Below are 13,114 nucleotides of genomic sequence, written 5' to 3'. Positions count from 1 at the left end.
TACAGCCTCCGACCGCGAGAAGACAACGGTTTCACCCACGGCAACCGAATCCATTGCCGTTCCGCGAGAAGGAAACCGAATGCGTCGTTCTCGGCGAAACCGTTGTCAGGAGGGATCCGTCAGTGCGCCTCGGCGGCGGTGACGCGGGAGACGTGCCGGAGCCACCACAGGCCGAGCACCGGCAGCACGAGCGGGACGAAGCCGTACCCGATGCCGAAGAGCGACCACACCGAGTCGACCCGGAACATCTCCGGGTGCGTGAGGCTGAGGAACCCGACGACGAGGACGCCGAGGAGTTCGAAGACGCACGAGGCGACCGCCACGTGGTGCGTGACGCGGTTGCTCACGACGAGGCACACCGTCGCGAGGACATAGACGAGGGCTGCGACGCCCGAGAGCGTGAGCGCCACGGGTGCGGTGTCGAACTCGCGCGGGATCTGGACGGCCGAACGCATGCCGGCCGCGAGTGCGAAGAACCCGTAGACGGCGGCGAGCAGACGCCCCGGGCCGGTGCGCATCGCGGAGTAGCCGTGCGGTGACGGGGCCACGGGGCTCCGGGACTCCCGCGCGGTGGTCTCCGGCGAACCCACTCCGCGCGTCCGGGACTCGTGTGCGTCCCGCATCCGGTCCTTCATACCCAAATCTGATCCATCCGTTCGATCATGACGAAGACTGTGACGGCCGCGGCGGCGAGCACGGCCGGTCCCCACCTGCTGAGTTCGGCATAGGCCCAGAAGCCTGCGAGCGGCAGGAGCACGATCGCGGTGAGGAGATAACCGAAGAACAGGATCCCGTCCGTATTCCCCGAGCTTCCCCACATGACGATCCCGACGACTCCCTGGACGAGCAGGAGGACGAGGAGGAGTGCCGTCGCGAGGAGGATCCACGGCCCGGCCGGCCGGTTCCTGAGGGTGAGGACGAGAGCCCATCCCGCGAGGACGACACAGAGCGCGAAGAACGTGTAGGTGAGGAACGGAAGCACCCCGCCATTCTAGGCGCCGGAAGCGTTCAGCCCTCGCGCGTCTCCGCCGACAGGAGGAACCAGTCGGGGCTGCTCACCCGGACGACGTCATCGGATCCCACGTTGATGAAGAGGGGCAGCGAGGTGTTGATCGTCACGATGTTCCCCTCGTCACCCGTCGTCATGACCGCGTCGATCTGCTCACCGAGGTCGAGGGCGAAATCCGGCAGCACGGAGAAGGTGATCGAACAGCGCATCTCCCCCACCGCGATGGAGCCGGACTCCGTCGACAGGGCGTACTGCGAGAAGTCGAAGCCGGCGTAGGGCGTGCACTGCACGTCGACGCTGTCGAAGTCCGAGTCCTCGCCCGTGAACTCCTCGACGTACTCGCGGAAGCTCGTGAACGCGTTCGTCGGGTACTCGATCGTGACCCCGTCCAGCTCCGCGACCTTGCCGGTCTCGAGGTACTCCTCGAGCTGTGCCCGCACCTTCTCCGCGGTCGCGACGTGGCTCTTCGGCGCGGGCTCCACCCCACCGGCCCCGTCCGCGAGGAGCACGGGCATCTGGTCACGCGGGATGAAGAGGGCCTGCGGCACCTTCCAGTCGTCCGCGGCGCTCTCCCGGGTCGCGAGCATGACCTGGACGTTCTCGGAGTCCGGTGTCGGCTCCGCGAACGCGAAGAACCACATCGGGTACTCGGAGAACACCGGGCCACCGGCGGACACCTGGGCGAACGGCACCGCACTGGCCTCGGACCCGCCGGCCTCCGCAATGGCCATCTCCGCCCGCGTGCGTTCGAGGAGCGGTCCGTACATCGTCGTGTCGACGTCCCAGGACCCACCGCTCAGGGCCTCGTCGAGTACCCAGTTGTAGCGTTCGAGGAATGCCGCGGCCTCACCCTCCCGGACCGCGGGGCGTTCGGCGGGCGTGAGGATCGGGGTGTGCGGCTGGGCCACCGGCAGGGGCGTGCAACCGGCGACCGCGAACGCGGGAACGAGGACGAGCGCGGCGAACGAACGGCCGCGCCGCGCGCTCGACCTGCGATCCCGCTGACCGGGCCCACGCACCCCCGCTGTCGCCGAGGTGGCCGGCGACCTCGCACCGACACCCTCCTCGGCAGCGGCCCGGGCCCGCGCCCTCCTACGACGCCGTACGCCGGGGCGCGAGTTCCGCCAGTGGAGGAACAGGAAGATCGCGACCCCGATCAGCAGCAGCGCGATCGCGAGTCCGAGGATCGAGAATCCGAACACGCCGTCGGTCGACATCGTCGCCCAGACCTGCGCACCCTCGAGAGTCGACGTCATGTCGGCCGGGAGCACGACGACCATGTTCTGCGGGGAGTCGGGCCCGACCTCGAACGTCGTGGAGACCTCGGGGCCGGTCGAGGTGTCGAGCCACCAGTCACGGCTCTGGGCGCTCGACTTCGGCGTCGTGTCGCCGGCGACGAAGCGGTGACCGAGCGCCTGCGGGAACTCGACCGAGGTGATCTCCTCGTGGGCGACGCCCGTGAGGTAGCTCGTCGCGTCCACCCCGTTCGCGGTACCGAGGAACACCTCATTTCCCTCGGGTGCCTTCACGTGCACCGTCGCCGTGGTCTGCTCGAACGGCACCAGGCCCTGGTTGAACACGATGCCGTGGGCGGCCGAGTCGAGGGTCAGAGGAGCGGTCTCCGTGACGTCGTCCGTTCCGACGACGGACAGGGCGGAGACCGAGAGACCGCCGGCGACGAGCCCCAGGACGAGGCCGAGTGCGGCGAGGATCAGACGAATCACGAGGGAACCTGACGACGGGCGGTTCAGAAGAGGGCGCGCATGAGGCGGGCACGGGCCTTGACGACCCGCGGGTCCTCCGCGCCGACCACGTCGAAGAGTTCGAGCAGGCGGACCCTGAGCGACTCCCGGTCCTCACCGGCGACGAGAGTGAGCACGGTGAGAAGGCGATTGAACGCGTCCTCGACATGACCGCCGGCGAGGTCGAGATCGGCGACGTCGAGGGCCGCCGCGACATTCTTCGAGTCCTCGGCGGCAGCTGCCCGGACGGCCGTCGCGTCCATGTCCTTGACCCGGGAGAGGAGCCCCACCCGGGCGAGGCCGACCTTCGCCTCGGCGTCCGCCGGGGCCTCCGCGAGGGCCTTGCGGTAGACCTCCGCGGCGGTGTCGAGGTCGCCCGCCTCCATCGCGGCGAGGGCCTCCGGATGGGCGACGGCCGGGGCCGCCTCCTCGGCCCCTCCGACGAAGGCGGTCTTCGTCACCCCGGCCTGCGCGGCCACCTGGAGCAGCTGGCTCACGTACTCCCGGACCTGGGGTTCGGCCATCGTGCCCTGGAACAGCGGGATCGGCTGTCCCTTGACGATCGCGACGAAGGTCGGGACGCTCTGCGCCTGGAAGAGCTGCGCGACCCGCGGGCTCTTCTCGATGTCGACGAGGGCGACGACGATCCGCCCCTCGAGGGACGTGGCGATCGACTCGAGGATCGCGGTCATGTCCTTCGACGGCTCACTCCACTCGGTGAGGAGCGAGACGACGACCGGCACGTCGTTCGACAGGGCGACGAGGTCGTTGAACGCCTCCTCGTTCACGTCGAACACGAGCGACGGGACGGCCACCGTGTTCTCCGGCGGCTGCCCACCCGAGGCGCCCCCACCGGCACCGGCGACGTCCGGCCGGGTGCCGGCGGGCGCCTCGGCGGCGGTGCGGGTCGAACGGGCTGCGGACAGGTCGAGTCCCTGGGGTGTGGAATCCTGCGGCGTGGTCACCAGTGGTCCTTTCGACGTGCGGCTGTGCGGAGGTGGCGCACCTTACTTGAGCTCTGCGCCCGACATCGTATCCGTGACGCCGATGAGCTCGACGGCCCGGGCGTCCTCGGCGGCATCCGCCTTCGGGACGAAGAAGGTCACCTGCATCTGGCGGGTCGATTCGACGGACTGCTCGGTCTCCGTCTCCCCGACGATGTCGCTGATCGGAGAGGTGAGGCTGAGTTTGCCGACGCGGTCGTCCTCCTTCTCCGGGGTCATCGTCGTCGTGCCGCCCACGACCCCCGTGACGATCGCGGCCCCGTCCGCCGTCTGCTGGACGACGAGCGCGTTGGAGTCCGCACTGTAGGAGAACTCCACGGTCGCGTTGCCGGAGGCGAGGGAATCCGTGAGGTTCTTCTGCTCACCGGCGAGGCGCAGGCGAAGGGCGTCGACGGAGAAATCGCCGGCGAACTTGGACTGATCGCCGTGGGTGAGGACGTCGGCGTAGCGACCGGTGATGTCCTGCGGCTTGAGGACGAAGTCCTCGGAGTCGCCGGCGACCGGAAGCGCACCGGCCCGGGCGTCCGCGACGGACGGGAACTCGACCCCGGGCACGAGGGTGGTCTGGGCGACGAGCTTGTACGGCGCGCGGACGTCCTCCTGGGAGAACACGAGGTACTGGGTCTGACCGATCTCCTCGTCGGAGGCGACGACGGAGGTGATGCGCGGCCAGGTGTCCGTCTGTGTCGTCCAGTTGACGAGGACCTCCTGGTCGGCGACGGCCGGCGGCAGGGTGAAGTCCTCGGACTTCTTCTTCACCTCGTAGGCGAGGTTCCGCTGAGTGGCGAAGGCTCCGGCGGCGCGGGGCTCGAGGGCCTTCGCATCCGTCTTCCCGTCGGCGTCGGCGACGACCTTCGCGGTGTCCTCGAGGATCTTCGTGATCTGTTCGTCGGTGACGGACGCCGGCGCCGTGCTCGGGGCCGCGGCCGGCTGCGGCGTCGGCAGTTCGGGCGACGGCGCGCATCCGGCGAGGGCGATGGCGGGGACGACGGCGAAGGCGGCCCCGGTCTCGACGAGCTTCTTGCGGCGTTCGACACGGGCCTCACGGCGTGCCCGGTCCTTGCGACCGCGCCTCCAACGGGTGACGGCGAGGACGATGCCGATGACGACGAGCACGGCGCCGCCGATGATGAGCGGGAGGGCCCACGGCGTCTCCGCGTGATTGGGCCATTCGACTGTGACGTCGGTGGCGGCCGGCTGCGTGCCGTCGCTCGCCACGAGGAAGGTCGTGCGTCCGGGATCCTCGTCCCAGGTGAGTTCGAGGGTTCCCTCACCCGTGGTGACGGAGTTCCACGTGTCACCGGTGGCGGGGTTCGGAGCGGTCGCCTGTTCACCGTCGGTGCGTTCGGCGGCGAGCGCGCCCTCACCGGACAGGCCGGTGATGTTCGTGTGGGTCGTGTCGCCGACCCAGGCATCGACGAACTCCTTCGACTGCTCGACCATGACGAGGTCGCCCTCGCCCTCGATCGTGAGCTTCGCGGGGGTGTCGTACAGATTGAGCACGCCCGGGTCCACGACGAGCAGTGGCCCCGGATCCTCGAGCGTGGTGCTCGCCGTGATGTTCTCGCTCGGCGCCCAGAGCGTCTTCTGGAGTACTCCCAGTCCACCGAGCACCAGCCCGGCCACGATGAACAGAACGGAGAAGATGTAGCGCACGCGCATTCCCTTCGTAACCGACAATCGACCCTGCCGTGAACCCTGCAGGCCTCCCGCCCCGCTGTGGGACGCCAGGCACGGAGCCCATGGCATTCGTGTTCACCACCGACCCACTGCCACCAGAATAGGCGCAGGTGGGGACACAGACCGTGCTCCGGCCCCGGGAGCCCCGGAAGTCCGCGGCGGCGAACGGCAATCGACCCTACTGAAGGACCCTGGCAGTACGCTCCGGACCGCGGTGACGCCCGCCACGATCGGCCGGTCACCGCTTCCGGCACGACTCCCCCGGGATTGTCCGCATGCCCGGACGCTAGGATCGGAGCCGTGGCTAATGACAGAATCGTGTGGATCGACTGCGAAATGACCGGGCTCGAGCTCGGGATCGACGAACTCATCGAGGTGGCCGTGCACATCACGGACTTCGACCTCAACGTCCTCGACGAGGGGATCGACGTCGTCATCCGCCCCTCGGACGCCGCCCGGGCGAACATGAACGACTTCGTCACGCAGATGCACACGACCTCCGGCCTCATCACCGAACTCGATGCCGGCCTCACGGTCGCCGAGGCGCAGGAGCGGGTCCTCGCCCACATCAGGAAGTACGTCCCCGAGGCGAAGAAGGCCCCGCTCGGCGGCAACTCCGTCGGCACCGACAAGGCGTTCCTCCTCGAGCAGATGCCCGAGCTCGTCGAGCACCTCCACTACCGCATCATCGACGTGTCCTCGGTGAAGGAGCTCGCGAAGCGCTGGTTCCCGCGCGCCTACTTCCACGCCCCGGCGAAGACCGGCGGTCACCGCGCGCTCGGCGACATCCAGGACTCGATCGCCGAACTCACGTACTACCGTTCCGCGGTGTTCCGCGGGGACGAGGGACCGACCTCCGAGGAGGCCATGGCGATCGCGGCCGAGGTGACCGCCGCCCGGGCCTGAGCCCGCGCCTCGGCGTCCCTCCTCCGGACGGTCCCGCGCCCGCCTCCCGCCTCCCGCCCGGTCCTACCGCACCCGGCCGGAGGCGGGACGGAACACCTTCGCCGGGAACGCCTCGGCACTCACGACCACCCGCGAGAGGTCCCGCACCGCCGACGCGAGCGACATGAGCGCGGCGTCGTCGAACCCCTTCCACACCTGCGCGCTCGAGGTGTCCGTCACCGCTTCGATCTCCTCCCGCAGACGTGCCCCCGCGTCGGTGATCCGCGCCTCGTCACCGGAACCGGTGAGCAGCCCGTGTTCGCGCAGCGCGTCCTCGGCGTCCGCCCACTCCTCCTCGGTCCAGCCCCGCGACCTCCGCGCAGCCCGGGGCGTGAAGGTGGTACCGGTGGCGCAGTGGAGCACGAGCGCCTCGAGCCCCGTGAGCCCGTGGGAGAGGAGCGCGCCGATGTGCCCGTCCCCGCGGAACTCGCGCACGAGGGTGCATCCGATCCACAGATCCATGAACGCCTGGAGGTCCGGGGACTCCGTGAGCACTCCCCCGTCGAATGCGCTGCGGTGCGCGGCGAACAGGGGCCGTCCGTCGTCGGGCAGTTCGTCGAGCACCGGCTGGAGTCGGGCGGTGATCTCCCGGGCGGTGAGGGAACGCTCGACGACCGCGGAGCGCGCGCCGTCCGTACCCGCGGCGTTCTCCCCCGGCCCGAACAGGCGGGCCAGGAGCGCTTCGACACCCCGGGTGCGGGCGTCGAGGATCTCCCGAGGCGTCGCGACGTCCCAGCACCCCGGCACGTGCCGCGCCACGTGAGCCGGAGCGAAGTTGTAGAAGGTGGCGGTGACGACGGCACTCGGCACCGCGCCGAGCGGGGCGGTGCGGGAGGCCAGGTACTGCCCGGCCGGGTGGTCGAGGCCCACGCCGGCGAGCGCCTCGGCGACCTCGGGCGCGAAGTAGGACGCGGCGTGCACGGTGTCGAGGTGGCGGAACAGGCGACGGCCGGTCTCACCCCGTTGTGAGTTGTCCATCGGGCGAGAATACGCCTTCCGGACGGTGGGTGACATCACATGTCTCGCGGAACGCGTCAACTATTCACCTCCTGTGCACACATGCGCTATATCGATTCGGTAACGATGGATCGATACGTCCGCTCGGCGAGGAGGACCATGATCGAGAACGAGATCCCGCGCGGCACGCGCACACCGCTCTACCGCGCCTTCGAGATGCTGCCCGCCGTCGTGAGTTACTCGCTGCTCGTCCTCGTCTTCGTCCTCCCCTTCATCGATCCGCGCCTGGGCGCGTACTACGTGCTCGCCGTCGTCGGCGTGATGTTCTTCCGGGCGATCCGTGGCTCGGTCGACCTGGCCCGCGGCTTCGCCCGGTTCCGTGCCTCGTCCCGCGTGGACTGGAGCGCCCGCCTCGTCGACATCGGGCTCGCACTCGACGGGCGTCGGGTGCCGCCCAGTCCCCCGCACTCCTTCCGCGTGCACCGGCACCGGGCACTGCTCGACGAGGTGAAGGCGGACCCAGACCGTTTCCTCCACCCGAACGATCTCCGCCACGCGGTGATCGTCGCGGCGTACAACGAGCCCTACGACGTCATCGCACCGACGATCCGCTCCCTCGCGTACTCGACGACCCCCGGCGAACAACTCCTCGTGTTCTTCGCGTACGAGGAACGCGGCGGTGACGGCATCCGGGAGACGGCGCACCGGCTGCGGGCCGAGTACGGGCACCGCTTCGGTGCGTTCGAGATCGTCGAGCACCCCACGGACCTCCCGGACGAGATCGCGGGCAAGGGATCGAACATCACGTATGCGGGGCACGCGGTCTCCCGCTGGGTGAAGGAGCACGGAATCGCCCCCGAGCACGTCCTCGTGACGACGCTCGACTGCGACAACCACCCCTACGACAGCTACTTCGACTACGTCGCGTACGAGTACATCGCGAGCCCCGACCGCAAGCGCACCGCGTACCAGCCGATCTCCCTCTACATCACGAACATCTGGGACGCGCCCGCCGTCACCCGCGTCATCGCGAGTGCGAACTGCTTCTGGAACCTCACGTGCACGGTGCGGCCCTTCGCTCTGCGGAACTTCGCGTCCCACTCGCAGCCCCTCGACGCGCTCGAGGAGATGGGGTACTGGTCGAAACGGACGATCGTCGAGGACGGACACCAGTACTGGCGCTCCTACTTCCACTTCCGGGGGAACTACCGGGTCGTGCCCATCCACGTGCCGATCTACCAGGACGCGGTCATGGCCGGAGGGCTGAAGGACACGCTCGTGGCCCAGTTCACACAGCTGAGCCGGTGGTCGTACGGTGCCTCGGACGTCCCGTTCGTCGCCGCCGGGATCTTCGGCCGGCACCGCCGCGCACCTTTCTGGGCCGGGTTCCTCCGGTTCCTCAACCTGCTCGAGGGGCACATCTCGCTCGCGTGCGTCTCGCTCATCATCGCGATGGGCGGATGGATCCCGTTCCTCGTCATGCGCACGACCGGTGGTTCCGACGCGTTCATCGAGCAGATGCCGTACGTCGTCGGACTCGTGCAGCAGATCGCGATGATCAGCCTGCTCATCTCGATCCTCGTGTACCGGGCCGTGCTGCCGCCGCGGCCGGTCTACTACTCGCGCCGTCGGCACCTCTTCATGTATCTCCAGTGGTTGCTGTACCCGGCGACGATCCTCACATTCAACGCCTCGACCGCGCTCTACTCGCAGGGTCGACTCCTCGTCGGCAGGTACCGCGAGCGTTTCGACGTCACCGAGAAGATGACCGCCGCTTCCGCCGGAGTCCCCGGCGCGGCTGCCGTCGCGCTCGACGCCCCGACGAGTGCTGCCTGGATCGGGCGGGGGCATGCGCGTCCGTCCGACCGTGGATCGACCGTGGAGCACTCCCGGGAACGGTGAGACGATCCGGCGGGCGCCCGACCCCGGGTGTGGGGACCGTCACGGCCACTCGGTACAGTACCGATCGTGCGAGATGCGAAGAACTACCTGTTCCTGGTCCTGGCGAACGTCTTCTGGGCGGGGAACTTCGTCGTCGGTGGGCTCGTGGCCGGGAAGGTCGATCCGCTCTACCTCACGATGATGCGCTGGGTCGTCGCGACGGTGCCGCTCTTCGTCATCGCCGTACTCGTCGAACGCCCTCGGTGGCGCTCCGTGCTCGCCGAATGGCCCAAACTCCTCGGGCTCTCCGTCCTCGGGCTCGTCGGGTACGGCATGTTCACGTATCTCGCCCTGCTCCACACGACCCCGGTCTCCGCGAGCCTGCTCAATGCGGTGTGCCCGGCCCTCATCGCCGGGGTCGCCGTCCTCATCGCGCGGGAGCGGATGCGGCCGGTGGCGGTCCTCGGCCTCGCGCTCTCCCTCGCCGGTGTCGTCCTCGTGCTCGTGCGGTTCGGAGGCGGCGCGCTCCCGAGCATCGGGTTCGGCACGGGTGAGCTCCTCATGGTCGGCGCGATCGTCACCTGGGTGACGTACACGGTCGCCGGCCGGTTCCTGTCGTCCCCGCCGATCGCCGCCACCGCCGTCCAGTCCCTCATCGCCTCGGTGATCCTCGTGCCTGCCGGGCTGCTCAGCGGCGCCTCGGCTCCCGTCGACGCACCCACGTGGTGGGGCGTCCTCTTCATCGCCCTCTTCCCCTCGGTGCTCTCCTACCTCATGTGGAACATCGGCGTGAAGGGCGTGGGTGCGGCCCGCGCCGGGGTCTTCCTCAACCTGCTGCCGTTCTTCACCGCCCTCGCGGGGCTGTTCCTCGGGGACGTCCTCACACCCATGCAGATGCTCGGCGGTGTCGTCATCGTGCTAGGCGTCGTCCTCGTCTCCCGGAAGCCGAAGACCGCCGAGGCGCCGGCCGGGCCCCCGACCCCCGTCGCCGGGGGCCGGACCGGCTGAGGTGCGGGGCGCCACGGGTGCGGGGCGCCTCGGGTGTGGGGTGCCTCCGCCGTTATGCGTTCGGTTGCTCGACCCGCGCCGCTTCCAGGCCCGCCCGCTGTGCGTCCGTGAGGGGCAGTGCCACGCGGGCCTCCTTGTCCCACAGCAGCATGACGGCCTGCACCCGGGCGGCGACGGTGCCGTCGGGGGTGTACATCGTCTCGAGGGTGCGGAAGCTCTTGTTGCCGACAGCGAGGATCCCCGATTCGATCGTCACGGCCGGCACTCCCGCCGCGATCTCGGAGACGTAGTCGATCTCGATCCGCGCGACGACACTGCCGACCTCCGGCCCGGTTCCGGTGACGTGCCGGATGTAGACCGACCTCGCCTCGTCGAAGAGCGTGAGGTAGGCGCCGTTGTACACGTGGCCCTGCGCGTCGAGGTCCCGCCACCGCAGCGGGACGGTGACCCTGCTCGGGTCCTGGACCGTCGCGGACCCGGCTGTCGTGGCTTCCGGGGTGGTCTGCGGGGTGGCATTCGTGTCGTTCGTTGCGGTCGGCTCCTGCGCGCGCGATGTGAGATCTGTGGATGTCATGAGGCCCACAGTAGGTGATCGTTCATGTGTCGTCCTCGACCTCGTCACCAAGTTCGGTCATCATCGTGGAATGCATGCCGCGCTCGAGGTCCTCCTCGTCTTCACCCGCCTCGGTCTCACGTCCTTCGGGGGTCCGGTCGCCCACCTCGGGTACTTCCGCGAGGAGTTCGTCCTCCGGCGCCGTTGGATGACCGAGGAGGAGTACGCGGATCTCGTCGCGCTCTGCCAGTTCCTCCCCGGACCCGCGTCCTCGCAGGTGGGGATGGCCGTCGGGCTGCGCCGGGCAGGACACCTGGGGATGTTCCTCGCGTGGCTCGCGTTCACCCTCCCCTCGGCCGTCGCGCTGGCGGTCTTCGCGTTCGTTTTCGGGGCCCTCGGTGGGCCGGCACTCGCGGGCGGTGAACCGGCGGGGTGGATCATCGGTCTCGGATGCGCGGTCGTCGCGGTGGTCGCCCAGGCCGTCCTCGGGATGGCGGGGAACCTCGCCTCCGGTCGCCTCACGGCCGCGATCGCGGTCGGCGCCTTCGTCCTCGTGACGCTCGTCCCCCACACCCTCGCGCCGGTCGGGGCGATTCTGCTGGGAGCCGCCCTCGCCTCGGCGATCCACCGCCGGCAGGGGGTGGCGTCGACTTCCGACGCACCCGAGGCGCCGCGTGGTTCGGACGGTGGCTCGGGAGGGGACGGCCCCTCGGGAGGAAACGGTGGCGTCGGCTCCGGAGGGGACCGTGCCGTCGGTGGGCCGGACGACTCGGGACGGCCGGCGTCCGCGCGCTCATCACGGGGAGTCGCGCTCGGCGCGCTCGCGCTGTTCGTTCTCGTCCTCGTCGGCCTGCCGATCGGGGCGGCCGCCGGCGTACCCGGGTTCGGGTTCCTCGACACGTACTACCGGGCCGGGTCGCTCGTGTTCGGTGGCGGGCACGTCGTGCTGCCGCTCCTCGAGGGAGGCACCGTCGGCGCGGGGACAGTCGGGGCCGCCGACTTCCTGGCCGGATACGGCGCAGCGCAGGCGGTGCCGGGGCCGTTGTTCACCTTCGCGGCGTTCCTCGGCGTCGTCGATGCAGCCGGTCCGGGTGGGGTGTTCGGTGGTCTGCTCGCGCTGCTCGCCGTCTTCCTGCCGGCGGCGCTGCTCGTCCTCGGGGTGCTGCCGTTCTGGGAGCAGGTGCGGACACGGCCGGGGATCCGGCGCGCGATGGTCGGGGCGAACGCGGCGGTCGTCGGGATCCTCGCCGCGGCACTGTGGAACCCGGTGTTCACGACAGGGATTCTCGGTGTCGGCACATTGTGTGTGGCCGCGGTGTGTTTCGTCGCGCTCGTCGTGTGGAAGCTCCCGGCGTGGTCGGTCGTCATCGCCGCCGGCGTGGTCGGCGCGTTCGCGTTCTGAGCGGCGGGTTCTCGTCTGAACGGCGAGTTCACGTTCTGAACTACGGGTTCACGGTCCGAACGGCGGGTTCTGCGAGCTCGTGGTGCACGTGGCCGCGACGCGAGGGTCGGCGACGGTCGTTTCGTCCCCAGACCCCACAAACGATTCCAGGGTCCCTGTACTTCTCGAGGCGCCAATAGATCAACGATGGTCACCACCTCAGCCGCCGAACCGAGAGCGTCCTTTTGTGGCTCTTCACAATTCGGGGTGTAGGTGTAGTCTGAATCCGCCGGTTTCGAGGAGTGCGCGGGCGATGTAGTTGGTGAGGTTGCGGAAGCCGAGGGCCAGGCCACGCAGGTGCTCGAGGCGACCGTTCACGGCTTCGGTAGGTCCGTTGCTCGTGCGCGGCCGGTCGAAGTGGGCCAGGACGTCGCAGGCGCGTCTGGTCAGGGTGCGGCCGAGCTTGCGCAGTTCTACCAACGCCTCAGGCACACTGTCGGCGAGGGCGTCGATCACGGAGCTCATCTCGACGCGGCCGGCTGCCCGGTCGGGGTGACGGTAGGCGGAGATCATGCGCTGGTAGATCCCCCAGGTGCACTCGACTTGCACGTGCCGGTCCCCAGCGAAGAGCTTGTCAAGGCGCTCGTGCTGGCGGTCGGTGAGCAGGTCAGCCCCGGTGTGCAGGGTCCGCCGCGCGGTGTAGAGCGGGTCGCCCTTGCGTCCGCGTTATCCGTGCAGTTCCTGCTGGACTCGGCGGCGGCACTCATCGAGAGCGTCCCCGGCCAACCGGATGACGTGGAAGGCATCCATAACCGTGACGGCGTCCGGCAGCTCCTCGGTGGTGGCGGTCTTGAAGCCCGCGAACCCATCCATGGCCACGACCTCGATCCCATCGCGCCAAGCCTGGTCCCGCTCGGCCAGCCAGTCCTTGAACGCCTTCTTCGACCGACCTTC

General features: G+C 69.5%; 11 protein-coding genes and 1 pseudogene. 4 read left to right on the top strand and 8 right to left on the bottom strand.

The genetic code is table 11. From position 1 onward, the window contains the following. Positions 1–119: 119 nt before the first annotated feature. Genes ABD172_RS12495 through ABD172_RS12475 form a run of 5 tightly spaced genes read right to left on the bottom strand, consistent with a single transcriptional unit; the run spans position 120 to position 5,411 of the window. Entirely contained in the window at positions 120–623 is a 504-nt protein-coding gene (locus ABD172_RS12495) for a hypothetical protein (RefSeq protein ID WP_344310109.1), read from the bottom strand. Between the two features lie 8 nt (positions 624–631). Further along, positions 632–982, bottom strand: coding sequence for a hypothetical protein (locus tag ABD172_RS12490; protein ID WP_344310107.1), 351 nt, complete (start codon positions 980–982; stop codon positions 632–634). 26 nt (positions 983–1,008) lie between these two features. Then, positions 1,009–2,733 (bottom strand): DUF8094 domain-containing protein, encoded by a 1,725-nt coding sequence (locus tag ABD172_RS12485; RefSeq protein WP_344310105.1) that lies wholly within the window; start codon positions 2,731–2,733, stop codon positions 1,009–1,011. 23 nt (positions 2,734–2,756) lie between these two features. After that, positions 2,757–3,716, bottom strand: coding sequence for a tetratricopeptide repeat protein (locus ABD172_RS12480; protein WP_344310103.1), 960 nt, complete (start codon positions 3,714–3,716; stop codon positions 2,757–2,759). A 42-nt stretch (positions 3,717–3,758) separates the two neighbouring features. Next, positions 3,759–5,411 carry a hypothetical protein gene (locus ABD172_RS12475; protein WP_344310102.1) on the bottom strand — a complete coding sequence of 551 codons (1,653 nt, stop codon included), beginning with the start codon at positions 5,409–5,411 and terminating at the stop codon, positions 3,759–3,761. Positions 5,412–5,771: 360 nt separating this feature from the next. Between ABD172_RS12475 and orn the strand changes: the two genes are divergently transcribed. Further along, positions 5,772–6,341: an oligoribonuclease gene (gene orn / locus ABD172_RS12470; RefSeq protein WP_425546687.1), complete on the top strand. Its 570-nt coding sequence runs from the start codon at positions 5,772–5,774 to the stop codon at positions 6,339–6,341. Between the two features lie 63 nt (positions 6,342–6,404). Here the strand turns inward: orn and ABD172_RS12465 are convergent, their stop codons facing one another. Then, positions 6,405–7,358, bottom strand: a complete 954-nt coding sequence (locus ABD172_RS12465; protein ID WP_344310098.1) for an SCO6745 family protein — start codon at positions 7,356–7,358, stop codon at positions 6,405–6,407. A gap of 138 nt (positions 7,359–7,496) precedes the next feature. Between ABD172_RS12465 and ABD172_RS12460 the strand changes: the two genes are divergently transcribed. Together ABD172_RS12460 and ABD172_RS12455 are read left to right on the top strand one after the other, a co-directional pair. Further along, complete coding sequence (locus tag ABD172_RS12460; RefSeq protein WP_344310097.1) at positions 7,497–9,239, top strand: glycosyltransferase family 2 protein; 1,743 nt, start codon at positions 7,497–7,499, stop codon at positions 9,237–9,239. Between the two features lie 66 nt (positions 9,240–9,305). Then, the gene (locus tag ABD172_RS12455; protein ID WP_344310095.1) at positions 9,306–10,226 is read left to right on the top strand and encodes a DMT family transporter; all 921 of its coding nucleotides are present in this window, start codon (positions 9,306–9,308) and stop codon (positions 10,224–10,226) included. Between the two features lie 52 nt (positions 10,227–10,278). On the opposite strand, the gene ABD172_RS12450 is transcribed toward ABD172_RS12455, so the two are convergent. Beyond that, positions 10,279–10,800 carry an acyl-CoA thioesterase gene (locus tag ABD172_RS12450; RefSeq protein WP_344310093.1) on the bottom strand — a complete coding sequence of 174 codons (522 nt, stop codon included), beginning with the start codon at positions 10,798–10,800 and terminating at the stop codon, positions 10,279–10,281. Between ABD172_RS12450 and ABD172_RS12445 the strand changes: the two genes are divergently transcribed. Continuing rightward, positions 10,799–12,181, top strand: a complete 1,383-nt coding sequence (locus tag ABD172_RS12445; RefSeq protein WP_344310091.1) for a chromate transporter — start codon at positions 10,799–10,801, stop codon at positions 12,179–12,181. The genes ABD172_RS12450 and ABD172_RS12445 overlap by 2 nt on opposite strands. A 234-nt stretch (positions 12,182–12,415) precedes the next feature. Here the strand turns inward: ABD172_RS12445 and ABD172_RS12440 are convergent. Further along, positions 12,416–13,114: pseudogene (locus tag ABD172_RS12440) on the bottom strand (ISL3 family transposase); the annotation flags it as partial.

This window comes from Brevibacterium samyangense, from assembly GCF_039529845.1.
Classification (GTDB): domain Bacteria; phylum Actinomycetota; class Actinomycetes; order Actinomycetales; family Brevibacteriaceae; genus Brevibacterium; species Brevibacterium samyangense.
The sequence above is the reverse complement of the archived record's forward strand: the minus strand, read 5'-3'. Positions and strand labels throughout refer to the sequence as shown.